General features: G+C 63.2%; 22 protein-coding genes. 19 read left to right on the top strand and 3 right to left on the bottom strand.

Annotation, left to right across the window (positions count from 1 at the left end; genetic code table 11):
* Positions 1-71: 71 nt before the first annotated feature.
* Positions 72-386 carry a helix-turn-helix domain-containing protein gene (locus tag K9U15_RS05460; RefSeq protein WP_157780579.1) on the bottom strand — a complete coding sequence of 105 codons (315 nt, stop codon included), beginning with the start codon at positions 384-386 and terminating at the stop codon, positions 72-74.
* Between the two features lie 179 nt (positions 387-565).
* Here K9U15_RS05460 and ychF point away from each other — a divergent pair, with 179 nt between their 5' ends.
* From ychF to K9U15_RS05430, 6 genes are all read left to right on the top strand, one after another.
* Positions 566-1,630: a redox-regulated ATPase YchF gene (gene ychF, locus K9U15_RS05455; protein WP_301155734.1), complete on the top strand. Its 1,065-nt coding sequence runs from the start codon at positions 566-568 to the stop codon at positions 1,628-1,630.
* A 56-nt stretch (positions 1,631-1,686) separates the two neighbouring features.
* On the top strand, positions 1,687-2,670 hold the full coding sequence (locus K9U15_RS05450; protein ID WP_301155733.1) for a restriction endonuclease: 984 nt from the start codon (positions 1,687-1,689) through the stop codon (positions 2,668-2,670).
* A 10-nt stretch (positions 2,671-2,680) separates the two neighbouring features.
* Positions 2,681-3,163 carry a YARHG domain-containing protein gene (locus K9U15_RS05445; protein ID WP_301155732.1) on the top strand — a complete coding sequence of 161 codons (483 nt, stop codon included), beginning with the start codon at positions 2,681-2,683 and terminating at the stop codon, positions 3,161-3,163.
* A gap of 177 nt (positions 3,164-3,340) precedes the next feature.
* On the top strand, positions 3,341-3,892 hold the full coding sequence (locus K9U15_RS05440; protein WP_301155731.1) for a hypothetical protein: 552 nt from the start codon (positions 3,341-3,343) through the stop codon (positions 3,890-3,892).
* Positions 3,893-4,117: 225 nt separating this feature from the next.
* Positions 4,118-4,609: a hypothetical protein gene (locus tag K9U15_RS05435; protein WP_301155730.1), complete on the top strand. Its 492-nt coding sequence runs from the start codon at positions 4,118-4,120 to the stop codon at positions 4,607-4,609.
* Between the two features lie 281 nt (positions 4,610-4,890).
* Entirely contained in the window at positions 4,891-5,463 is a 573-nt protein-coding gene (locus K9U15_RS05430; protein WP_301155729.1) for a hypothetical protein, read from the top strand.
* A 487-nt stretch (positions 5,464-5,950) separates the two neighbouring features.
* Here K9U15_RS05430 and K9U15_RS05425 read toward each other — a convergent pair whose 3' ends face one another.
* Positions 5,951-6,877: an alpha/beta fold hydrolase gene (locus K9U15_RS05425; protein WP_301155728.1), complete on the bottom strand. Its 927-nt coding sequence runs from the start codon at positions 6,875-6,877 to the stop codon at positions 5,951-5,953.
* 444 nt (positions 6,878-7,321) lie between these two features.
* Here K9U15_RS05425 and K9U15_RS05420 point away from each other — a divergent pair, with 444 nt between their 5' ends.
* From K9U15_RS05420 to K9U15_RS05395, 7 genes are all read left to right on the top strand, one after another.
* Complete coding sequence (locus K9U15_RS05420; RefSeq protein ID WP_301155727.1) at positions 7,322-9,577, top strand: molybdopterin-dependent oxidoreductase; 2,256 nt, start codon at positions 7,322-7,324, stop codon at positions 9,575-9,577.
* 20 nt (positions 9,578-9,597) lie between these two features.
* Entirely contained in the window at positions 9,598-9,945 is a 348-nt protein-coding gene (locus tag K9U15_RS05415; RefSeq protein WP_301155726.1) for an oxidoreductase, read from the top strand.
* A 74-nt stretch (positions 9,946-10,019) separates the two neighbouring features.
* Positions 10,020-10,235: a hypothetical protein gene (locus tag K9U15_RS05410; protein ID WP_301155725.1), complete on the top strand. Its 216-nt coding sequence runs from the start codon at positions 10,020-10,022 to the stop codon at positions 10,233-10,235.
* Between the two features lie 86 nt (positions 10,236-10,321).
* Positions 10,322-10,549: a hypothetical protein gene (locus tag K9U15_RS05405; protein ID WP_301155724.1), complete on the top strand. Its 228-nt coding sequence runs from the start codon at positions 10,322-10,324 to the stop codon at positions 10,547-10,549.
* Positions 10,550-10,564: 15 nt separating this feature from the next.
* Positions 10,565-10,828 carry a zinc-ribbon domain-containing protein gene (locus K9U15_RS14515; protein WP_367316874.1) on the top strand — a complete coding sequence of 88 codons (264 nt, stop codon included), beginning with the start codon at positions 10,565-10,567 and terminating at the stop codon, positions 10,826-10,828.
* An 82-nt stretch (positions 10,829-10,910) separates the two neighbouring features.
* Positions 10,911-12,149 carry a nitrate/nitrite transporter gene (locus K9U15_RS05400; RefSeq protein WP_301155723.1) on the top strand — a complete coding sequence of 413 codons (1,239 nt, stop codon included), beginning with the start codon at positions 10,911-10,913 and terminating at the stop codon, positions 12,147-12,149.
* An 83-nt stretch (positions 12,150-12,232) separates the two neighbouring features.
* The gene (locus K9U15_RS05395) at positions 12,233-13,648 is read left to right on the top strand and encodes an SLC13 family permease (protein ID WP_301155722.1); all 1,416 of its coding nucleotides are present in this window, start codon (positions 12,233-12,235) and stop codon (positions 13,646-13,648) included.
* An 82-nt stretch (positions 13,649-13,730) separates the two neighbouring features.
* Here K9U15_RS05395 and K9U15_RS05390 read toward each other — a convergent pair whose 3' ends face one another.
* Positions 13,731-15,293 (bottom strand): helix-turn-helix transcriptional regulator, encoded by a 1,563-nt coding sequence (locus K9U15_RS05390; RefSeq protein WP_301155721.1) that lies wholly within the window; start codon positions 15,291-15,293, stop codon positions 13,731-13,733.
* Between the two features lie 354 nt (positions 15,294-15,647).
* Here K9U15_RS05390 and K9U15_RS05385 point away from each other — a divergent pair, with 354 nt between their 5' ends.
* From K9U15_RS05385 to K9U15_RS05360, 6 genes are all read left to right on the top strand, one after another.
* Positions 15,648-16,781 carry an aldo/keto reductase gene (locus K9U15_RS05385; protein ID WP_301155720.1) on the top strand — a complete coding sequence of 378 codons (1,134 nt, stop codon included), beginning with the start codon at positions 15,648-15,650 and terminating at the stop codon, positions 16,779-16,781.
* 561 nt (positions 16,782-17,342) lie between these two features.
* Positions 17,343-18,206: an ExsB family transcriptional regulator gene (locus tag K9U15_RS05380; RefSeq protein ID WP_241557694.1), complete on the top strand. Its 864-nt coding sequence runs from the start codon at positions 17,343-17,345 to the stop codon at positions 18,204-18,206.
* On the top strand, positions 18,206-18,988 hold the full coding sequence (larB, locus tag K9U15_RS05375) for a nickel pincer cofactor biosynthesis protein LarB (RefSeq protein WP_096228115.1): 783 nt from the start codon (positions 18,206-18,208) through the stop codon (positions 18,986-18,988). Before K9U15_RS05380 ends, larB begins: the two co-directional genes overlap by 1 nt.
* Positions 18,989-18,993: 5 nt before the next feature.
* The gene (gene larC / locus K9U15_RS05370; protein ID WP_096228116.1) at positions 18,994-19,548 is read left to right on the top strand and encodes a nickel insertion protein; all 555 of its coding nucleotides are present in this window, start codon (positions 18,994-18,996) and stop codon (positions 19,546-19,548) included.
* Positions 19,541-20,236, top strand: coding sequence for a GNAT family N-acetyltransferase (locus tag K9U15_RS05365; protein ID WP_241557693.1), 696 nt, complete (start codon positions 19,541-19,543; stop codon positions 20,234-20,236). Before larC ends, K9U15_RS05365 begins: the two co-directional genes overlap by 8 nt.
* A gap of 69 nt (positions 20,237-20,305) precedes the next feature.
* Positions 20,306-21,616, top strand: coding sequence for an amidohydrolase family protein (locus K9U15_RS05360; RefSeq protein WP_241557692.1), 1,311 nt, complete (start codon positions 20,306-20,308; stop codon positions 21,614-21,616).
* Positions 21,617-21,759: the final 143 nt, after the last annotated feature.

Raw genomic sequence — 21,759 nt, 5'->3', positions numbered from 1 at the left:
GATCCTCGCGCTTCCAACGCGGGCGTGCGGGGCCGCTTGCGCCGGCAGGCGCACCGTTGCGAGCTTCTTCGTCAACGTGCGTTTTGCCGTGGATGGGCGCACGCTGCCTGCCTCGCCCTTTTGAAGCAGAGCGCCTCCTCGTAGGCTTCGGCCAAAAGGTCGCCAGGGTTCAGGTCGAGCGCCTCCGCTATCCTCATCGCCATGGTGACGGAGGTGGCGCTCTTGCCGCATTCGATGCGGCAGAGGTGCGTGTGGCTCATGCCCACCATGAGGGCGAACTTCCTGATCGAGAGTCGCTCGCTCATCCTGTGCCGCGACACGACAAGGCCGAGCGCCTGCTTGAAGGCCACCGTGTCTCCCAGATAGCTGCTCGTTTCGATTGTCATGGAGAACAGTATAAGCCTCGGGCCGTTATCCTGACCGCATTCTTGCCGTATAAGCGAGATTATGCGAGGACGGCCGCGCGGTGCCTGTTTTGAGTGATGGTGCGCGGTGTGCTCGTGCGAGGACGGGCGTTTTGCTATCATGGGACGATACGTTTGCAACGATCGTCAAAGGAAGTTCCATGTCGCTTTCCATCGGTATCGTCGGCCTGCCCAACGTCGGCAAGTCCACGCTGTTCACGGCCCTTACCAACAAGGGCGGCCTCGCGGCCAACTACCCGTTCGCCACCATCGAGCCCAACGTGGGGATCGTGCCGGTGTCCGACGCGCGGCTGGACGCGCTGGCCGAGATCGACCACCCGGCGCGCATCGTGCCGGCCACGGTGGAGTTCGTGGACATTGCGGGCCTGGTGGCGGGCGCGAGCCAGGGCGAGGGCCTGGGCAACCAGTTCCTCGCGAACATCCGCGAGACGGATGCCATCTGCGAGGTCGTGCGCTTCTTCGGCGACCCGGACGTCGTGCATGTGGCGGGCAAGGTGGACCCGCTCTCCGACGTGGACACCATCAAGACCGAGCTCATCCTGGCCGACATGGCCACGCTGGAGAAGGCGCTGCCGCGTCTTGAGAAGGATGCCAAGCGCGACAAGGCCGGCGCCGCCAAGGTGGCCGCCGCGCAGAAGGTGTTCGCGGGCCTGAACGAGGGGCATCGCGCCCGCACGCTCGACCTCTCCGACGACGAGCGCGCCGCGCTGCACGATCTGCACCTGCTTACCATGAAGCCGATGCTCTACATCGCCAACGTCGACGAGGACCAGCTGGACGCGGAGCTTCCCGAGATCGACGGCTGCGCGCCGGTGCCCATCTCCGCCAAGGTGGAGGCCGACCTGGCCGAGCTGGACCCGGCCGAGGCGCGCGAGTACCTGGAAGCCATGGGCCTCGAGGAGAGCGGCCTGGCCCGCCTTGTGCGCGAGGCGTACAAGCTGCTGGGCCTGCAGAGCTACTTCACCAGCGGCGAGACCGAGACGCGCGCCTGGACCATCCCCATCGGCGCGAAGGCCCCGCAGGCCGCCGGCGTCATCCACACCGACTTCGAGCGCGGCTTCATCAAGGCCGAGACGGCCGCCTTCGAGGACTACGTGGGATTGGGCGGCGAGAAAGGCTGTCGCGACGCCGGCAAGCTGCGCCAGGAGGGCAAGGAGTACGTGGTGCAGGACGGGGATGTGATGCACTTCAAGTTCAACGTGTAGAGGTATGGCTTGAGGAGTTGCCGCTTGTTGCAAATAAAATCGAGCGGAGGGGTGCGATGGACGCTGTGAGTAAATTGGATACCGCGCTTCAGCAGGTTCTTTTAAATGTCGGATCAGTTGAAATTACGGCGCGTGTTTTGATCCTGCTGGCGGTGTTGGCGGCGCTTGCTTTGGCGTTCGTCTTGGTCGCCAGGGGCGTTTATCGCACCTATTTGCGCAATAGATTTTACCGCGATTATAAAATAGATCTGAGCAGGTCGGTCAAAATACAACGCCGAAGGAGCAACGGCGCTAACGGTTTTAGCTTATCGTTTCCCGAGTGGCTCTATCCCAATAAAGATGGGAGTCGGGATCGCCGTCGTTCGAACAACACCATTGTGCAGGAATCCTGCGTTCTCCTCGTTGATGACTATCGAGTTTCTGTTGATAGTCCAATACATCTTATTTGGCTTGTCAACACATTGCGAGCAAAGGGCGTTTCAATAAACAGATGCGTTGAGGAAGAGCGGAAATACCGATATGCGATGAGTCAAAAAGAGCTAATCCAGAAGCATGAAACGATTCTCTCGCTGATTGGCAAGTTCCGGGAAAGGCCCGCGGATTTTGAAAATTACTGTGCGCAACTCTTTGCCCATCGTGGCTTCAGGGCTGTAGTGACTCCTCCTTCCAGGGACGGAGGATACGATATCGAGCTTTGGGGCAATTCCGGTATAGAGGTAATTGTAGAATGCAAATGCTATGACCCCGGTAATAAGGTTGGACGCGATCTGATCCAGAAGCTTGTCGGTGCGAACGCCTCGCTCAATGCACCACAGATGATGTTCGTAACAACGAGCGATTTCAGTTTTGACGCGAAGAAGTACGCGGCAAGTGTGGGCGTTGAACTTGTGAATGGGGAAGGGCTTTTGTGCTTGGTTCAAGAGGTTTTCGCAGTTGCCGAGGCTGAGGGGGCAATGGCTACGGAAGAGTGGGAGCTTCATCGGGAAGACTTGCTGCAATACTACCCGCCGGACTATCCACCGGAACGATTCGAGGTGTAAGGCGACGTAGATGAAGAATCGAATGCGAGCCAAGTCTTCGAGCAGAAAGAGGCAGCTAACCCTGCTTGCTGAAATAGCGCTCCTGTTTATGATCGCTATAGCAATAGGAGCGACGATCGCTGCATTGTCGGACTCGATCGATGACGGTCTGGTCGAAGAGAGGATTTCAGGTGACTTTCGTTCAGAGAATGAGCAGGGCGAATATGCTGGCTTCATCCTCCCCGATAGTGATTCTCGTTACTACTCCAAAGAAGAACTAGACGAACTTCCAACTTGGGATTTGTATCTTGCTCATAATGAGATATATGCACGACATGGAAGGAAATTCGACCGCGAGGATCTTGCGGCCTATTTCGCGTCTTGCGATTGGTATGAACCGCTCTATTCTCCTGAAGAGTTTGACGCCATGCCTTCGCCGCTCAATGAATTTGAGCAAAAAAACTCCGAGGTCATGGCCGAACTGAGGAGGGGTCGCAATGATCCGAACTTATGATCATGGCGAGTTGCGTGAAGGGGCAAATGACGAGAAGGGGCTTTCTGAAGTCGTGATTCAGCCATAATGTAAAGCGAAGTGATTCAAGATGAGAAGGTGAAACAACGTAAAACACATCGTTTGGAATTCAAATACACCACCCTGAAGTCGATTGAGAGGTCGGGCAAGTAGATGAAGATGTATGAGTACAACGCAAGCCTGGATGACTGGTTTCAGGATATATGCCGGAGTCGAGTTCCCTCTGCTTTTGTGGTCGTTCAAGACGTGTTGCCTGACCTCCCAGATACATATCCGATTTTTCTCGATAAGGCTACGGATCGCGAATCCGCTCCTATCACGATTCTTGTGCACGATCTGGTTCTTTTGGTTAAGTTGAGCATTGCCAAAGAGGACGATCCGGGTCTTGCGATCTTTCAGTCTGCCCACGAGTTTGGCCATTGTGCGTTTTGGAATTATTACGGCAAGGATAGGCCGGGTGTAGGAATTGGGCCTAGCGAGTCGCCTGATAAGTGGAATGAAGAAGCAATTTGCTCTGCTTTGCAGATTTGCGTAACAAAAATGCTATGTAGTCAAGAATTCTTTACTCGATGCCTTTGCCATTTAGGGCAATCGAGAGCAGACTATTATGCTACGGGAGCAATAATTGCAAAGTCTGTCGAATTTGATGCGTCAGAGGTGGCAGAATTGTTTAAGAAATGGCCCAATGTCGATTTCTCCGATTATCGGTAAGGTCCTTGAACGATTTTCATCCGTGGCGCTTCGGTTCTATTGCTAACTTTCTGTTCCAATCGTGGGCGTATGTGCATCATTTGACGCTCTGCCGCCGAGAAGATTGTTGACATCGCATGGATTCGCGATACTATAGGCTATCACAAAGCGCCCGAAAGGTATGTTTTTTACCTCCTCCGGCGCTTTCTATTTTGTTTCTCTAAAGCGGCAGAAGGGGGTCTTCGAATGAACGACTTCGTCGAGGCGTTGGTGAGCGACGGGAGGAGCCCGGAGCTGCCGGAGGAGCTCGACTGGTTCGGAAGCCTCGTGGGCAGTTGGAAGCTCGACTACGTCGACCGCAATCTGGCCTCTTCGGTCAAGGGCGAGTGGATTTTTGCGCGGGTGCTCGAAGGCATGGGCATCCAGGACGTGATCATCCTGCCCGCGCGCGACGCGAGGACGGAGACGCCGCATCCCCTCACCGAGTACGGCACGTCACTGCGCGTTTACAATCCGGGCACGCGCGCGTGGGACGTCGCCTACGGCTACGCGGGGAAGATCTTCCGGCTCAAGGCGCGCCGTGAGGGCGACCAGATCGTCCTCACGAACCTCGCCGACGAGCGGCACAAGTGGGTGTTCGTCTCCATCGAGGACGATCGCTTCCATTGGCAGAATGTCAACGTGCGCGACGACGGCACCTGGCACGTGAACGCCGACATCTACGCCGAGCGCGCGTAACGAAACCACCTGCGGGCGTTCCTCGGCTTTATCTTGTCTTTGCATCTCGTCATTCGTCGTGCGTCGCGATGACAGCATTCCCGCACTGCGTCATCAAAAAGGCACTTTCGTCGAAACCCTCATAATAGACGTTGTGTGGTCGGTGGTTTCAGGACAAATATGGGTAAATGGATGAATAGTCGATATCAATGGAATCGAGCTATAATTTTTTATCAGTTTCTGATTTTGAGCCACTCTGCATGACTCGATTTTTGTAATACATCGTAGTATGAGAGATTACGTTGTTGCTGAACTCATATTATTGGAAAGACGAACTTCGCGGACTCATTGATGAGATAGACCGTTATGCAAACCTATCGATAGATGAAAATAGGGATGCGCCCGATGTGTCTTATTCGGCATTTAGGCTTGAACGCGCATTGCTCTATTCGGCATTCACTATTCGTTTGTTGTATGAGTCGGAAAAATTGACCAGCTCGATGAAAGGATACACGCTCGCCGTTGAAGAAATAGAGAATACAATCGAAAACCCCGAAAGGATACTTCCGCTTTTTCGAAGATATCCGGATTCGGAATACTATGATTTCTCTAACAGCAAGAAAAGAACAATTTCTGGTAGGTATTTGGCCAACCAGCTTATTCATTCGTTTGTGATACTTTCCTTTAAAACGGACAGCACGGGTGCTGCTATCGGCTTTTACGTGACTTCGGATCATGATGCTAACAAAAGGTTACACTACTGTAGTTTGGGCGAATGGCTCAAGTTTATTAATGCAGTTATAGAAGACGAGGTCACTAGCGTGAATTCGTATTACGACGAGCGCAAAGAAAAGTGGATTGTTACAAAAAGCTAGCGAGTCGTGATTGCGTCTCCGCATTGTTCGCTTGCCGGTCGTCATCGAATTTGTACGAAGGTCTATTTCCTTTTTTCGGAGTGTTGCTCGCCTTTTTATTTCATAGGAACGACTTCGCGAACTACCATGCACGAAGCAAAAATGAATGTTGTTGCAAAGTTTGCTGTAGTCACCGAGGAATCAAATTGGGGAGGCGTGGTGTATTCTGCCGTCTGTGCGGAAAGAGCAGAACGTCAACGTACAGGACGACGGCTCTTGGCACGTGAACGCCGACATCTACGCCGAGCGCACTTAACGAGGGTTTGCCGCATTTAACAGATGCGGCCATAATTGCCTGCTGAATGCAGGGCAAGGGCTCTGCCCTTGCCGTCGACCTGCGGTAATGCTATTTGTTGAGCGGCGAGGGCAGAGCCCTTGCCCTACGGGCGAGCTCCGAGGCCGACTGCGGAGCGCCCCCGCAGGATCGCGGGGGCGCCCTTCGACTCGCCTAAAGGTGCACCATCAGCCAGCTGACGAGGTCCTCCTCGACCTCGAACTTGAGGTCGTCGTAGTTGTGGATCTCGTGGCGGTAGCCGATGTAGAGCTTCGTCGTCACCTCGTGGCCGGTGTCGGCGAGCCAGTTCGCGCATTGGTAGACGCCCTCGCCGTAGTTGCCCACGGGGTCCTGGTCGCCGGCGATGCAGAGGACGGGCAGGTCGGAGGGCACCTTCTCGGCCCACTCGGCGCCCTCGATGACCAGCATCATGTCGATGAAATCGCGCAGGCTCACATTGTGCGTGGGGTGCGTGAACGCGTCGAAGGGATCCTCCGCGTGGTCCTTCTGCACGGAGGGGTCGTGGCAGATCCACTCGTTGCCCAGCGCGGCGCCTTCCTCGCAGCGGGCGAACATCCAGCCCATCAGCTCGCCCACGAAGGCTGGGTCGCTCTCGTGGCCCTTGCCGGCGGCGATGGCCTCGTCCAGCTTCGCGCGCACCTCGCGGGTGTTCTTGAAGATGCCGGTGGTGCCGCAGTAGACGGCGCCCGCCAGCTCGTCGCCGTACTTCGCGCTGAAGTCGCGCGCGATCATCGAGCCCATGGAGTGGCCGAACAGGAAGTAGGGCAGGTCGGGGTACTTCTCGCACACGAGGTCCTTGAACCGCTTCTCGTCCTCCATCATGGTATGCGGCCCCGCGTCGCCCCAGTCGCCCCAGGTGTCGTTCGCTATGGCGGTGGCGCCGTGACCTACGTGGTCGTCGGCCGCCACGATGAAGCCGGCGTCCATGAGCGCCACGATCATATGGAAGTAGCGGCGGGAGTGCTCGCCGAAGCCGTGGACCAGCTGCACGATGCCCTCCGGCTCGCAGGCGGGGACGTAGATCCACCCCGTCACCTGGTCTCGGTCGTTCGACGATGGAAAGCGGATTTCATGCAGCATGGCAGTTCCCTTCTCTCGAAACGTGTGCGACCCTACGCCCGCAAGCCGGCATGCGTGCGGTCCGACGGGGCGTCTCGACCCATTATCGCAGACGTGCGCCTTGCCGGCTTCGTGGTTCTCGCGCAATATCCTTTCTTGGGCCGGGCGCGGATGCGAGCGGCTCCCGATGCAAGCCCGCTATCCATCAGGTGTAACGTGTGCTTTACCATTCCCGGTATTATGCGCTCCCGCACCTTCATAGGCGCGGTATTACTCTTTCCGATATGATCCTTCCCTGCGGAATTTCATAGCGGCCATGGTACGGCCCCTTTTTGCTGCCGCCCTATACTTCCCGCCATCCCGAGCCGTCCGGCCTCTCCCCCCGAGGCGCCGTCTCGGCTCGGGTACTCGATTCGCAGCGCGCCGGGTCTGCCCGAGCGCCGGAAGTGAAAGGGGAGTATGCCGATGAAGAAAGAGTGGAAGCAGGTAAAGGAGGACGGGACCACCATTTTCCGCACGTGCGCTTGGTCGCCTCCGGGCGAGCATCCGGTGGGGTGGGGCATGCAGCTCACCGTGGACGCCGAGGGCAACCTCGTGAAGGTGGAGGGCGACGAGGAGCACCCCATCTACCAGGGTCGCCTGAACGCAACCGGCCTCGACCTGGTGGAATACTGCAACAGCCCCGACCGCATCATCTATCCCATGAAGCGCAACCGCGCCGACCGCGGCAAGGACACCTGGGAGCGCATCACGTGGGACGAGGCCTACGACCTCATCGAACAGCACGTGAAGGACGTCAAGGCCAAGTACGGCGCCCGCGCCATCATGGTGTTCGGCGGCACGGGCCGCGAGGCCGTCATGTACAGCTACCCGCTGTGCTTCTCGGTCCTGCAGAGCCCGAACTACTGCTACTCGCAGTCGGGCTGGTCGTGCTACGGCCCCCGCTGCACGGTGGCCGACTTCATCCTGGGCGCCGGCTATCCCGAGATCGACTACGCCGGCTTCTTCGAGGACCGCTTCGACAACCCGGCCTACCAGGTGCCGGACTACGTCATCTGCTGGGGCAAGGCGCCGCTGGCCTCGAACCCCGACGGCCTCCATGGCCACGCGCTCATCGACCTCATGAAGCTGGGCACGAAGATCATCTGCATCGACCCGCGCGTCACCTGGCTCGGCTGCCGCGAGGGCAACTGGACGATCCAGATCAAGCCCCAGACGGACACGTGCCTGGCGCTGGGCCTGCTGAACATCATCATCCAAGAAGACCTCTACGACCACGACTTCGTGGAGAACTGGTGCTTCGGCTTCGACGAGCTGGCCGAGCGCGCCGCCGAGTTCCCGGTGGACTACGTGTCCGAGGTGACGTGGGTGCCCGAGGACCAGATCCTCGAGCTCGCCCGCTACATCGGCACGCACCATCCGGGTGCTGTGGCCTGGGGTCTGGCCATCGACCAGCAGGCGAACGGCGTGCAGGCGGGCCATGCCATCCTGGCCATCGCCGCCATCACGGGCAACCTGGACGTGCCGGGCGGCCTGACGGTGGGCGCGCCGAACAGCTTCATGGGCAAGTGGCGCATGGACAGTCGCCAGGCCGTGGCCGAGGAGGACTGGCAGCAGCGCATCGGTGCCGAGGAGTACCCGGCCCTCGCCTATGCCCACGCCACCACGCATCCCGACGTGACGTTGGACGTGCTGGAGACCGGCGATCCCTACGAGATTCATATGTGCTGGTTCAACTCAACGAACCTCATCGCGCCCACGAACTCCGCGCAGCCGCACCGCTGGCACGAGGCGCTGAAGGACATCGATTTCGCCGTCTGTTCCGACCTGTTCATGACGCCTACCGCCATGGCCTTCGCGGATGTGTTCCTGCCGCTGGCGGCCTTCCCCGAGCACGACGGCATCGTGCTGCCGCACTACGGCCGCAACTCGGTGTTCATGGGGGCCATGAACAAGGCGTCGACGCGCGGCGAGTGCAAGTCGGACCTCGAGATAGACCTTGAGCTGGGCAAGCGCCTGAACCCTGCCTCGTGGCCGTACGACTCGGTCGAGGACTTCTTCGACTCGCTGCTCATGCCCGAGTACGGCTTCACGTTCGACGAGCTGCGCAAGATCGGCTTCTACCAGCCCGGCTACACGTACAAGAAGTACGAGAAGGGCATGCTGCGCCCCGATGGCGAGCCCGGCTTCAACACCGTGACCGGCAAGGTGGAGCTGTGCTCCATCGTGTACGAGGCCTGGGGCGAGGATCCGCTGCCCTACTTCGAGAAGCCGCGTTGGGACCAGACTAGCCACCCCGAGCTGAAGGCGCAGTACCCGCTCATCATGACCACCGGTGCACGCGACTTCGCATCGTTCCACTCCGAGCATCGGCAGCTGCCCCAGATGCGCGAGATCACCCCGTGGCCGGTGGTGGAGATACACTCCGAGACCGCCGCGCGCTACGGCATCGAGGAAGGCGACTGGGTCGAGATCCGCAACCTCTTCGGCGCGGCGCGCCAGAAGGCCCACATCACCGACACCATCGACCCGCGCGTCGTGCACGCTCGCCACGGCTGGTGGTACCCCGAGCAGGACGGCGAGGAGCCCAACCTGTTCGGCGTGTGGAAGTCCAACGTCAACGAGCTTCTGCCCCACAAGGAGATCGGCAAGCTCGGGTTCGGCGCCCCCTACAAGGGCGTGATGTGCGATATCCGGCGCGTCGACGGCCTCGACGACTAACAGGAAAGGAAGGTGCACCTATGAGCAAGGATTCTGCGCTGCTGGTGGATTACAAGTATTGTTCGGGATGCCACAGCTGCGAAGTCGCCTGCAAGAACGAGCATGGGTTTCCCATCGGGCAGTTCGGCATCAAAGTGCTCGAGATGCCGCCCATGAAGATCGGTGAGGGCGTGGTGGATGCCTGGGATTGGATCTACCTGCCCGTGCCCACAGCGCTCTGCGACCAGTGCGCTTCGCGGCTGGAAGCGGGCGAGAAGCCCACGTGCGTCAAGCACTGCCAGTCGTTCTGCCTGGAGTGCGGGACGCTTGAGGACATGCAGAAGCGCGCCGCCGAGCTCGATCACAAGGTGGCGGTGTTCCTGCCTTAAAGGCGCAGCCGCCCCGCGCGTCTGCGCGGGGCGCATCAGGACGAACGCAAGCAACGCAAGCAAAGGAGGGAACCATGACGATCGACGAGCTGCTCGAGCTTGAGGACGAAGAGCAGGCGGCCTACCTGAACGCACGGGTGGATGAGGGAAAGTCGGCCGACGAGGTGTACGAGGGCCTGGGCACGACGCGCACGGACATGGCCCGTTACGGCTTCTTCTTCGTGGGCGGGCGCTTCATGCTGAAGCCCACGCGCGGCTATGCGCGCACGAAGCCGACGAAGCTGGGCTAGGCGGATAGCCCGCGTCGAACCGAGATACCGAAAGCAAACCGGGGCGCCCGCCTTGGGCGCGGCGCCCCGAGGGAAAGGAGACCAGCATGTGTTTCAGACCGGCGGATGCCAACGCGGGGGCGGCGGAATGCCCGAGCTGCGGTAAGAAGCTCCAATCGATGGGGGGCGTTCCCCTGAAGAAGTGCCCGTTCTGCCACACCGAGCTGTCGGCGGGCGCACCTTCGGCGCCTGCGCCGGCAGGTGCCGCCCCTGCTCCGGGCGCTCCCAAGGCGCCGGGGGCGCCGAAGCCGCCGAGCGGGGCGCCGCAACGCTGAGCCGACAGGGGCCGCATGCCGGCGTCCGGGCTCGGAGCGCTCCCTCGGCGGCGTGCGGACCGCCTTCGTTTCAGGAAGGGCACAACGGTTGGAGGAGGGATGATGTGCGGGTATTCGTGTACTGGATGCGGCGAGTGCCGCGGCAAGGGCAAGCGTGGGAAGCTGTCGCCCCGAGGGCGCTGCAAACGATGCGGCAAGCAGAACGCCCCTAGTGCGACGACCTGCGGCGCCTGCGGCGCCCGGCTTGAACCCTACCGCAAGCAAAGCGGCATCGTCTGAGCGTTGCGCGCCGGATGCGCACGTTCCGATCGTGCCACTGCGTCTTCAACGTTATCGGAAACGCAAACTAGGGGGTTTTACTATGGAAGCGACTATCAACGCTCAAGCAAAGCCGGCGAAAGAGCCGGTTCCGAAAGGCGCCTGGGGCGTGCTGTTCGCGATCTGGATCGCGGCCATCGCGGCGCCGCTCAACATGTTCAAGCCAACGACGATCTCGGTCGAGCTCATCCAGTCGCTGGGGATAGCCACCTCGTCGTATGGCTGGATCATGTCGGTGTTCTCGATCATGGGCCTTATCCTGGCCCTGCCGGCGACGGGGATCGTGTATCGTCTCGGCCTGAAGAAATCGTTCCTTATCTCGCTCGGCACGCTGCTCGTGGGCACGGTCATGGGCGCGCTCGCGCCGAGCTTCGAGGTGCTGCTCGTCTCCCGTATCATCGAGGGCGCGGGCATGGGCTTCATCGGCGTGGCCGGCCCCACGGCCATCAGCCTGTGGTTCCCGTTGAGTCGTCAAGGCGTGGCGGTGGCGGTGTTCCAAACCTGGATGCCGTTCGGCACGCTCATCATGATGAACCTGGCGCCGGCGCTCACGGCGTCCATGGGGTGGCGCTCGGTGTGGTGGTTCGCCTGCGCCTACTGCGTGGTGGCGCTCGTCGTGCTCGTGGTGCTGTTCAAGGAGCCGCCGGCCGACCTCGTATCCAACGCGCAGGTCGAGCGGCCCGATGCGCCGCCGGTGAAGAAGACCCTGGCGCTCAAGAACCCGTCGCTGTGGATCCTCTGCATCAGCTTCATGGTGTTCGCCCTCACCACCACGGGCACCACGAGCTCTTACTGGTCGCTGTACCTGCGCGAGGTGGCCGCCATCCCCGCTCCCACGGCCGCCTTCGCCGTGAGCCTGTGCACGGTGCTCGGCGCGGTGGGCATCCCGTTCGGCGGATGGCTCTCCGATAAGCTGGGCACGCGCAAGTGGATCATGATGGCCGCTTGGGCCGTGGTGCTCGTGTTCCTGTGGTTCGCGTTCAGCACCGTCGACCTGACGCTCGTGTACGTCCTGGCCATCGTCAACGGCTTCTGCCAGGGGTGGATACCCGCCATGGTGCAGGTGGCCATTCCCGATATCCTGAAGAACCCCAGCCTCAACGCCATGGGCATGGGCCTGATGAACGTGTTCCGCAATGCCGGCAACATCCTGGGCGGCATGGCGCTCGGCTACTTCATCGTTCCCTTCGGCTGGTCTTTGGGTTCGCATCTGCTCACCATCCCGGCTATTCTCGTCGTGGTGATTCTCACGCTTATCATCACCCGCAAGACGCTGAAATAGGCTCGGTCCGCCGCGCGTCGGGGGTGCCCTGCGTCCCCGGCACCGGGCGGGAAGCGATCATGAGAGGGGTGTGAGGGGAATCCATGTTGAAAGACAAGCCGGTTGGAATCCGTGCTTTGTGCGTGGCCGTGTCGGTCGCCATCGTGTTGATAGCGTTGGCGCTTCCGCTTCCCGAGGGGCTCTCGAGCGCCGGGAAGATGAGCCTGGCCCTGCTCGTGGCCGGCATCATCCTGTGGGTGGCCGAGCCGGTTCCGTTCGCCGTCACGGGCTTCGCCATCATGATATCGCTGCCGGTGTTCGGCATACTGCCGTTCTCGGCCGCCGAGGGCCCCACCGTGTGGGTGGCCTTCATAAGCAGCGTCATCTTCTTCGTCCTGGCGTCGTTCGGGCTGTCGGCGGCGCTCTTGAAGACGAAGATACCCACCCGCATCGTGTTCTTCCTCTTGAAGCTCTCGCGGGGGAGCGCGAAGGGCGTCATCCTGGCGTTCATGGTGGCGACGGCGTTCGTGTCCATGTTCGTGTCGGACCTTCCGTGCAGCGCGCTTTTCGCGGGCATAGCCACCAGCAGCATCCTGGAGTTGGAGAATGCCGAGCCGGGCAAGTCGCGGCTTGGGCGCTCTCTCATGATCTGCATACCGTATGCCGCCTGCATCGGCGGCGAGGTGCTGCCGTCGGGCAGTTCCATGAACATCATGGCCATGGGCATGCTGAAGTCGAGCATGGGCATCGAGATATCGTTTCTGGACTGGATGGTCATCTGCCTGCCGGTAGCCGTGGTGCTGCTGTTCGTGGCGTGGATCTCGGTGGTGGCCGTGCACAAGCCCGAGCCCATCTCGCAAAAGACCATCGACCTCATCACCGAGACGGCAACGAAAAAAGAGAAGCTCAACGCCCTTGACTGGAAGGTGCTCGTCATACTGGCGGTGACGTTCGCCCTGTGGATAGCGAGCAACTGGACGGGGTGGGACCTCACCGGCATCGCGCTGTTCGCGCTCGTGCTGTTCTTCCTTCCCGGCATCGACGTGCTCTCGTGGGACGAGTACATGAAGAGCGTGTCATGGAACGTGCTGCTGCTCATCGGCTCGGTGCAGGCGCTCGCCGGCGGCATCAAGGAGCAGGGGGCTGCAAGCTGGTTCCTCAATGCCTCCATCGGCAAGTTCGCCCTGGGAGCGGCCTTCCTCACGGGTGCCACGGCGGTGATCATCCCGCTGATACGCCTGTTCATTCCCGTGGGGCCCGCGCTCATCGGGACGACGCTCGTGCCGTTGTGCCTGCTGGGAGACTCGTTTGGCATCAGCCCGGTGTTCTTCACCATCGTGGTGGCCATCAGCGCGAGCACGTCGCTCATGAACGGCTTGGAGAGCGCGAGCATGATCGTGTTCAAGTACAACTACTGGACGCTTATCGACTACTTCAAGTCGGGCATCCTGCCCACCATCGCGCTCATGGTCATGCACGCGTTCGTCATCCTGCCCATCATCACCGCCCTTGGGTATTGACGCCGCGTACCGCGGAGCGTCCGTCGTTTCACCTGCCGCCCGCCCGCTTCCGTGAAGCGGGCGGGCGGTGGCATCAAGGGCTTCAGCTGCGTTGGATTGGCATGTCATCCACCAGATCGATGAGCTCCTGCTGGTTGTGCACGTCCAGCTTGCGGTAGATGTTTCGCATATGGGTGCGCACGGTGCCCTCGGATATGGTCAGCTCCCGTTGTATGTAGGAGGCGTTTCGCCCCTTTGCCAGCGCAATGAGTATCTCCAGCTCGCGTCGCGAAAGCAAGAATGTGTCGGCCACTGCTTGGCAGCGCTGCGTGAAGGTGCCGCGTGGCCTGCTCTCGGCCGCATGGCTTTCTTCTGCGGGCTCGTTGGCCTCGGTGATGGCGATGCTGCGCATCTTCTCGTCGCCTACGAGGAACGCGAATCCGATCAGGAACACGGCCATGCGCCCGAGGGTGGGGGCCAAACCGTCAGAGGGCTGGAGCGGCAAAGCGAAAAAGCCGAGCGATGCCACCAGGACCCCGAGGGCAAGGAAGCCCGAGAAGTAACCGAACGTCAGCATGGCCGAGATGCGGTAGCGGTGCGTGAGCTCGGCCGGGTAGAACCAGAGCATGGTTCCCAGCACGGCGAGCAGGGCGACGCACGACGGGTTCCTGAAGCTGCTGCCGCCAAGGTAGCTGTCGCCGCAGGTGAACAGCAAGAAAACGAAGAAGAACAAAAACAGCTTCCGCGAGGTGCTGGGATGCGCAGCCGATTGGAACGTCCGGAAGAACAGTACGGTGAACAGGAACACGGCGCCCAGCGGGAACAGCACCGTCCAGAACGACCCCTGCAACGCGGTGTCGGATGAGAGGTAGCGGTAGTTCTCGAAGGCCAGGCTGCCGAACACCAAACCGAACGGCAGGGCGCTTTTGCCCAGCGTAAGGGCGAAACGGCCCTTGCTGATATGCAGGTCGTGGAACGTCTCGATCCACAGAGCGCCCTCCTTCACCTGCTTGGTGCCGTCTGGCAGGATGAGGAACTCCTGGGGTTTCAGGTAGCTCACGTTGTCGTGCTGTGCCTTGTACACCAGCACGAGCGAGGCGAAGGGGCTCAGGCACAAAATGACGTCCAGGGCGGTTTCCCCCAACCCGTTCTCCGCAAGGAGGGCGGCGAAGAACGCCAGGATGAAGGCGAGCACAGTGATGATGGCAAGTCGGTCGAACTGGCGCCGGCGAGCCGCCTCTCCCCAAAGCACGGTTGCGAAGGCGCACGAGGCTCCGGCCAGCAGGGCCGCTGCGACCGCGTAGGCGGCAGACAGCGGCAGTGCGGCCGAGGGCACGAGCGCGAACAGCAAGCATCCGACAACTCCGCAGACGGACACTAGAAAATGGGCCCACTTGCGGCGGATGAACTTCGTGATGTGCTCGCGGTCAAACCCTGCGATGAAGCCGCCTGCGAAGAAGGCGAGGAGGAACACGGCGCCGAACACGCCGTAGGCAAGGCGCGGCTGCACCAAAGGCCCGTGGATCCGATCCATGGTCTCCGTGAACATGAGGCACGTCCAGCAGATATGCACGGCAAGGCCGATGACGAGCGGCATCTCGATGTATGCGATGTTGCTGTACGATGTCGCCCTTTCCGACCACTTGCTCATGCTCTCGCCAGGCATTAGGCGCACCTTCCCCTTTGGATACCGATGCCAGGTCGCACGACCTCCCCCTAGGACGCGATTTTGTTTTTGAAGGATGACCTGCGGTATCATCCAATATGCCCCATAAATTTCCCACGATCATAGCATATCGGGCGAGGGCCTTGGGTGTATAGGCGTATGCGGATTTCGGATAGGCGCTTTCGCTGCCAGCGCGATCGGCCTGGCTGCTGGTCGGCGCCCTTTCTGTATTATCGGCGAAAAGGGTGCCGACGTTGGTCATGCGATGCGGGCAATGCTCTACAGTAGATGCCCTATGAGAGTCGGCCGCGGCGGGCCGTACCGCCGCGGCGATGCGAGAGGGAGAGTAGAATCATGGCCTGCACCTATACCGACCTGCCGAAGCTGGGCTTCGGGTTCATGAGGCTGCCGGAGGTGGAAGGCGCGGGCGGCTCCAAGGAGATCGACCTCGACACGCTGGCCGGCATGGTGGACACGTTCATGGACGGGGGCTTCACGTACTTCGACACGGCGCGCGGCTACCATGGCGGCCGCTCGGAGGCGGCGCTCAAGGCCGCGGTGGTCGACCGCTACCCGCGCGAGTCGTTCCAGGTGGCCACGAAGCTGCCGGCATGGATGGCGGAGGATGCATCTTCCGCGCGCGCGATGTTCGACACGTCGCTCGAGCAGACGGGTGCGGGATACTTCGATTTCTTCCTGCTGCACAACCTGGGGGAGGACCGCACGCACCTGTTCGACGACTGGGGGCTGTGGGACTACCTGGCCGAGAAGAAGGGCGAAGGGCTCGTCCGCAACCTGGGCTTCTCCATCCACGACAAGGCCGACGCCCTGGAGGCGGTGCTCGACGCGCATCCCGAGGTCGATTTCGTGCAGCTGCAGGTGAACTACGCGGACTGGGAGAGCGAGACCGTGGAGTCGCGCAAGTGCTACGAGGCGGCGCGCGCCCGCAACCTTCCCGTCGTGGTGATGGAGCCGGTGAAGGGCGGATCGCTGGTGAAGCTGCCCGACAATGCAGCCGCCGTGCTGCGCAACGCCGCGCCCGACGAGCCGCTCGCCGCCTGGGCGCTGCGCTTCGCCGCGTCGCTGCCCGGCGTGCTCACCGTGCTCTCGGGCATGTCCACGCCCGGGCAAGTGGAGGAGAACGTGCGCACCATGCGCGCCTTCCGCCCCGTCGGCGCCGAGGAGCGCGCGGCGCTCGACCACGTGCGCGCCATCCTGGACGGCATTCCCACGGTGCCGTGCACCGACTGCCGCTACTGCCTGAAGTCGTGCCCGCAGGGCGTGCGCGTCCCCGCCGCGCTCGCGTCGCTCAACATCTTGGCGCTGTACGGCGACGAGCATCGCGCGCAGGAGAACTACGATTGGAACGCCTCGGCGGGCCCGGCGTCCTCGTGCATCGCGTGCGGCGTGTGCGAGGGCGTGTGCCCCCAGCGCATAGGCATCGTGCGCGAGCTTGCGAGGGCGGCGGGGCTGTTCGAGAAGAGGTGAGGCGCGTCGAGCCGGTTGGCTTCCCGCGCCGTCGGGGAGGTCGGGCACTGGCCCTGGCCAGCCGCAGAGGGCGTCGAATGCGTCTGGCTGTGGTGGGGTGCCGCGCGGCACTGGTTTGAGGGGGGGATGGCCGACCGCGGTCGGCGGGAGAGGACGGGCGCCTGCCATAGCCGACCGGAAGGGGGGCGGGCGTCGGATGCGTCTGTCGAAGGCCTGGCACTGGCCGCGGCCGGCTGGAAAAGGGTGGGCGTCGGTCGCAGCCAGCCGGAGGAGGCTGTCGTGAAAATCGGCCTCTGCTGTCAAAAACGAGGCGGTTTGGCAATCTTGGGTCGCGTTTTTGCGTTCGGAAAACGGGCTGTACGGATGAAATACCAGGTCGTCGGCGATCACCTTCCCCGCCGCATGTTGGTGCGATTGCCAAACCGCCTCGTTTTTGGCACGATGGGGCGGATGGCGTTACCGTGCGTCTTGCCGCGGCGCCATGTGGGACCGATATCCTGCTTGACTTGGAGCGTGCTCCAAGTTGTATGGTGGGGGAAACGTTTGGGAAGGAATGCATCGATGTTCGAACAGGATGAGGCCCCGCTCGTCGGGCCCGGCCAAAAGGCAGGTGCGGAGGCGCTCGACGACTTTTTCGCGCGCACGCCGCGGCTGGCCGTGGCGTTCTCGGGCGGGTGCGACTCGTCGTACCTGGTGGCAGCGGCGCGCCACGCCGGCGTGGATGTGCGCGCCTACCTCGTGCGCACGGCGTTCCAGCTGCCCTGCGAGATAGCCGACGCCGAGCGCCTGGTTTCCGAGTTGGGCTTGGAGCTGGTCATCATCGATGCCGACGTGCTGGCCGAGGACGCCATCTGCGCGAATCCTTCCGATCGCTGCTACCGGTGCAAGCGCTTCATCTTCTCCACGATATTGGAGCGCCTTGAGGAGGACGGCTTCGCCGGCACGCCCCTGGCCGACGGCACGAACGCGACGGACGACCCCGCGCGCCGCCCGGGCTTCCGCGCGCTGGCCGAGCTGGACGTGGTGTCGCCGCTGCGCCGCGCGGGCCTGGGCAAGGACGACGTGCGGGCGGCCTCGCGGAGGCTCGGGCTGTTCACGGCGGGCAAGCCCAGCTTCTCGTGCCTGGCCGTGCACGTGCCGGAAGGGGAGCGCATCACGGCGACGTCGCTCAAAGCGGCGGCGCGCTCGCCCGAGGTGGTCTCGCGGCTTGTGACGCGCAACGCGGCCATCGGGGTCGACCTAGACACCGTGTACTCGGCCGACGGCGTGGTCGCCCATCTGGTGGAGGGCGCGGAAGGCGGTCGAGGCGCTGAAGGCGCAGCTGCGGTCGGAGAGCCCGTCGACGAGGAGGCGTCGAACGCCCTTGCGAGCGCCCTCCGCGGGGCAGGAGCTTTCGGTGGGATGGAAAAGGAAGGGGCGCTCTGATGGAGGAACGCGAGATGCGCGCGTTGCTGGCGGCGGTGGCGGATGGGTCGGTCGACCCGGACGAGGCGGCGCTGCGCCTGAAGACGGCCCCGTTCACGGACCTGGGCTACGCGAAGGTGGACCACCAGCGCGGCGTGCGGCAGGGCGTGGCCGAGGTCGTGTACGGGGCGGGCAAGACGCCCGCGCAGATGGCGGGCATCGTGGCGAGCATGCGCGCGGCGGGGCAGGAGCGCGTGCTGGTCACGCGGCTCGCACCCGAGGCGGCCGACGAGCTGCGGGCGCTCTTGCAGGCGTCCGAACCGCTGGCGGCCGAAGCGTTCGCCTACCACGAGCTGCCGCGCCTCGGCCTGGTGGGCGGCCTGCCCGAGCCCGACGGCAACGGGCCTATCGTGATCGCGGCGGCCGGCACGAGCGACCTGCCCGTGGCCGAGGAGGCCGCGCTCACGGCCGAAGTGCTGGGCAACGTCGTCGTGCGCCTGTACGACGTGGGCGTGGCCGGCATCCACCGGCTGCTGGCACATGCGGACGACATCGCGTCGGCGCAGGTGGTGGTGGCCGTGGCCGGCATGGAGGGGGCGCTCGCGTCCGTGGTGGGCGGCCTGGCGTCGTGCCCGGTCATCGCCGTGCCCACGTCCGTGGGCTACGGCGCCTCGTTCGGCGGCGTGGCCGCGCTGCTGGCCATGCTGAACTCGTGCGCCTCCGGCGTGTCCGTGGTGAACATCGACAACGGCTTCGGCGCCGGCTACCAGGCGTCGTCCATCAACCACCTGAAAGCGAAGTGAATGCCATGACCGTCCTTCATCTCGACCTAACCCATGACGCCACGCGCCGCTCTCTGCTCGCCGACCTGCGCGCGCGGCTCGATGCCGCCGCGCGCGCCGCGCTCGATGCCGCCGTGGAGGCGGCGGGCGTGCCCGAGCGACACCATCACGACTTGCCCGACGTGCTGGCCACGATCGACGGCCTGCAGGCGAGCAGCCGCGTGAAGGACGACATGCGGGCCGTGTACCGCATCCTTGCCGAGGCCGAGGCCTCGGTGCACGGATGCGCGGTGGACGAGACGCACTTCCACGAGGTGGGCAACGGCGAGGCCGTGCGCAACGTGTGCGCCGTGTGCCTGGCCGTGGAGGCGCTCGCGCCCGACCGCATCGCGGCCACGCCCGTGCAGGTGGGCAGCGGCACGGTGACGTGCGCCCATGGCGAGCTGCCCATTCCCGCGCCGGCCACGGCCGCCATCCTGGATTCGGGCATCCCCGTGTGCGCCGAACGCCTGGACGGTGAACGCTGCACCCCAACGAGTGCCGCTCTCGTCAAGCATTTCGTGGACGAGTTCGATGCCTGAGGACGACGTTTTGATGCCTTCCGAACCTATTGATACGCCCGTTCGGGCCGCAGGGGCCGAGATGCGGTCAGCAAGGAGCCCGTGCGCCAAGACGCGGGGCGTTGGCGGGCGGGGCGGCAAGGTCATCCTCGAAACCGAGCGCCTTGTGCTACGCGAGATGACGCCCGGCGACTTCGCTGCGCTCTGCCGCACGTTGCAGGATGCAGAGGCCATGTATGCCTATGAGGGCGTCTTCTCGGATACCGAGGTGCGAGAGTGGCTCGACCGCCAGCTGGCGCGCTATAGAAGCGACGGCTTCGGTTTGTGGGCGGTCGAGTTGAGCGGGACGGGCGAACTCATCGGCCAGTGTGGGCTAACTTGGCAGGAATTCGACGGCGGGCGGGTCATGGAGGTGGGCTATCTCTTCGAGCGTGCTTTCTGGCACCATGGCTATGCCACCGAGGCGGCTCGCGTCTGCCGCGATTACGCGTTCGACGTGCTGGGGGCCGAGGAAGTGTTCTCGATCATCCGCGACACGAATGCGGCTTCGTTGGCGGTTGCTCGCCGCAACGGCATGAAGCAGCGAGGCTCCCTCGTCAAGCACTATCGCGGTGTGCGCATGCCCCACCTCGTGTTCTCGGTGACACGTGTCGCGCGAGATGGGGTCCAACCCGCTGACGGCGAGCGCAGGACGCGCGACTGCGGCTAGGGGCGTATACTGGGCGTGGCGGAACGACGGGAGAACAGCGCGAAAGGCGCTGCGGAAGGCGGGATGGAAATGGCGTACGTTCTCACGCATGCGACGGTGCTCGACGGCACGGAGCAGATGGAGCCCCAGCCCAACATGACGGTGGTGGTAGATGACGGCGGGCGCATCGACCGCGTGGGGCCGGCCGCCTCCACCGTGGGGCCGCTGGGCGCGCGCGAGATCGACCTCGGTGGCGCGTACCTCATGCCGGGGCTCATCAACGCACATGTGCACCTGTGCGGCTCGGGCAAGCCCATGAGCGCCGGGGGCGCCGGCGACCTCATCGACAAGGTGGTGGGCAACCCGGTGGGCATGTGGGCGCTGCGCCGCATGATCCGCGGCCATGCCCAGGCGCAGCTGGCCAGCGGCGTGACCACCGTGCGCAGCGTGGGCGACCCCGGCTTCGCCGACGTGGACGTGCGCGACGCCATCGACGCGGGGAAGTGCGCCGGGCCGCGGCTGCTCACCTCCGGCGTGGGCGTCACGGTGCCGGGCGGGCACGGCGCGGGGCTGTTCGCCCACATCGCGAAGACGCCCGAGGAGGCGCGCGAGATCGTGCGCGCGTGCTTCGCCCGCAAGTGCGACCTGGTGAAGCTGTTCATCACAGGCGGCGTGTTCGACGCCGAGGTGGAGGGCGAGCCGGGCGTGCTGCGCATGTCGCCCGAAGTGGCGCGCGCCGCCGTGGACGAGGCGCACAAGCTGGGCATGCCGGCGGCCGCGCACATCGAGAGCGCCGAGGGCGTGCGCGTGGGCCTGGAGGCCGGCGTGGACACCATCGAGCACGGCGCGGAGCTGGACGACGAGCTGATCGCGCTCTTCAAAAAGAACGGCGTCGGCCGCGCCTCGTCGCTCACCTGCACCGTCTCGCCGGCGCTGCCCTTCGTGGAGCTGGCACCCGAGAAGACGAAGTCCACCGAGGTGCAGAAGGTGAACGGCCGCATCGTGTACGAGGGCATCGTGCGCGCCGCGCAGAAGGCGCTCGCGGCCGGCATCCCCGTGGGCCTGGGCACCGACTCGTCGTGCCCCTACATCACGCACTACGACATGTGGCGCGAGGTGGTGTACTTCGAGCGCCTCGTGGGGGCGTCTCGCCAGATGGCGCTGCACACGGCCACGCTCGGCAACGCGCGCATCCTGGGGCTGGGAGAAGAGACGGGATCGGTCGAGGAGGGCAAGGCCGCCGACCTCATCGTAACCAAGGCGAACCCGCTTGAGAACCTGGAGGCCCTGCGCGACGTGTCGATGGTGATGGCTCGCGGCAAGCTCGACGAGCACCCCCGCGTGAAGCGCATCCCCGAGCTGGACGCCGAGCTCGACGGGTTCCTGCCGAAGGCCTGCTAGCGATTGAGCCGGCCTCCGTCTGCGTACGAGGAGGCCGCGGGTTCGCGCGAACGGAGGGCGAGCGTTTCCAGCAGGCGGGCGAACTCGGCGCGCTCCTCGCTGCCGGCGGCATCCACCAGGTCGCGGGCGGTTGGAGCGTCGCC

The sequence above is a fragment of the Gordonibacter sp. RACS_AR68 genome, from assembly GCF_030418485.1.
Taxonomy (GTDB): Bacteria; Actinomycetota; Coriobacteriia; order Coriobacteriales; family Eggerthellaceae; genus Gordonibacter; species Gordonibacter urolithinfaciens.
This window is presented reverse-complemented; position numbering and strand designations above follow the sequence as displayed.

Excerpts from the sequence above, each read along its gene's own strand:
- K9U15_RS05460 (WP_157780579.1), bottom strand. The coding sequence starts at position 386 with ATGACAATCGAAACGAGCAGCTATCTGGGAGACACGGTGGCCTTCAAG.
- ychF (WP_301155734.1), top strand. The coding sequence starts at position 566 with ATGTCGCTTTCCATCGGTATCGTCGGCCTGCCCAACGTCGGCAAGTCC.
- K9U15_RS05450 (WP_301155733.1), top strand. The coding sequence starts at position 1,687 with ATGGACGCTGTGAGTAAATTGGATACCGCGCTTCAGCAGGTTCTTTTA.
- K9U15_RS05445 (WP_301155732.1), top strand. The coding sequence starts at position 2,681 with ATGAAGAATCGAATGCGAGCCAAGTCTTCGAGCAGAAAGAGGCAGCTA.
- K9U15_RS05440 (WP_301155731.1), top strand. The coding sequence starts at position 3,341 with ATGTATGAGTACAACGCAAGCCTGGATGACTGGTTTCAGGATATATGC.
- K9U15_RS05435 (WP_301155730.1), top strand. The coding sequence starts at position 4,118 with ATGAACGACTTCGTCGAGGCGTTGGTGAGCGACGGGAGGAGCCCGGAG.
- K9U15_RS05425 (WP_301155728.1), bottom strand. The coding sequence starts at position 6,877 with ATGCTGCATGAAATCCGCTTTCCATCGTCGAACGACCGAGACCAGGTG.
- K9U15_RS05420 (WP_301155727.1), top strand. The coding sequence starts at position 7,322 with ATGAAGAAAGAGTGGAAGCAGGTAAAGGAGGACGGGACCACCATTTTC.
- K9U15_RS05415 (WP_301155726.1), top strand. The coding sequence starts at position 9,598 with ATGAGCAAGGATTCTGCGCTGCTGGTGGATTACAAGTATTGTTCGGGA.
- K9U15_RS05410 (WP_301155725.1), top strand. The coding sequence starts at position 10,020 with ATGACGATCGACGAGCTGCTCGAGCTTGAGGACGAAGAGCAGGCGGCC.
- K9U15_RS05405 (WP_301155724.1), top strand. The coding sequence starts at position 10,322 with ATGTGTTTCAGACCGGCGGATGCCAACGCGGGGGCGGCGGAATGCCCG.
- K9U15_RS14515 (WP_367316874.1), top strand. The coding sequence starts at position 10,565 with ATGCCGGCGTCCGGGCTCGGAGCGCTCCCTCGGCGGCGTGCGGACCGC.
- K9U15_RS05400 (WP_301155723.1), top strand. The coding sequence starts at position 10,911 with ATGGAAGCGACTATCAACGCTCAAGCAAAGCCGGCGAAAGAGCCGGTT.
- K9U15_RS05395 (WP_301155722.1), top strand. The coding sequence starts at position 12,233 with ATGTTGAAAGACAAGCCGGTTGGAATCCGTGCTTTGTGCGTGGCCGTG.
- K9U15_RS05390 (WP_301155721.1), bottom strand. The coding sequence starts at position 15,293 with ATGCCTGGCGAGAGCATGAGCAAGTGGTCGGAAAGGGCGACATCGTAC.
- K9U15_RS05385 (WP_301155720.1), top strand. The coding sequence starts at position 15,648 with ATGGCCTGCACCTATACCGACCTGCCGAAGCTGGGCTTCGGGTTCATG.
- K9U15_RS05380 (WP_241557694.1), top strand. The coding sequence starts at position 17,343 with ATGTTCGAACAGGATGAGGCCCCGCTCGTCGGGCCCGGCCAAAAGGCA.
- larB (WP_096228115.1), top strand. The coding sequence starts at position 18,206 with ATGGAGGAACGCGAGATGCGCGCGTTGCTGGCGGCGGTGGCGGATGGG.
- larC (WP_096228116.1), top strand. The coding sequence starts at position 18,994 with ATGACCGTCCTTCATCTCGACCTAACCCATGACGCCACGCGCCGCTCT.
- K9U15_RS05365 (WP_241557693.1), top strand. The coding sequence starts at position 19,541 with ATGCCTGAGGACGACGTTTTGATGCCTTCCGAACCTATTGATACGCCC.
- K9U15_RS05360 (WP_241557692.1), top strand. The coding sequence starts at position 20,306 with ATGGCGTACGTTCTCACGCATGCGACGGTGCTCGACGGCACGGAGCAG.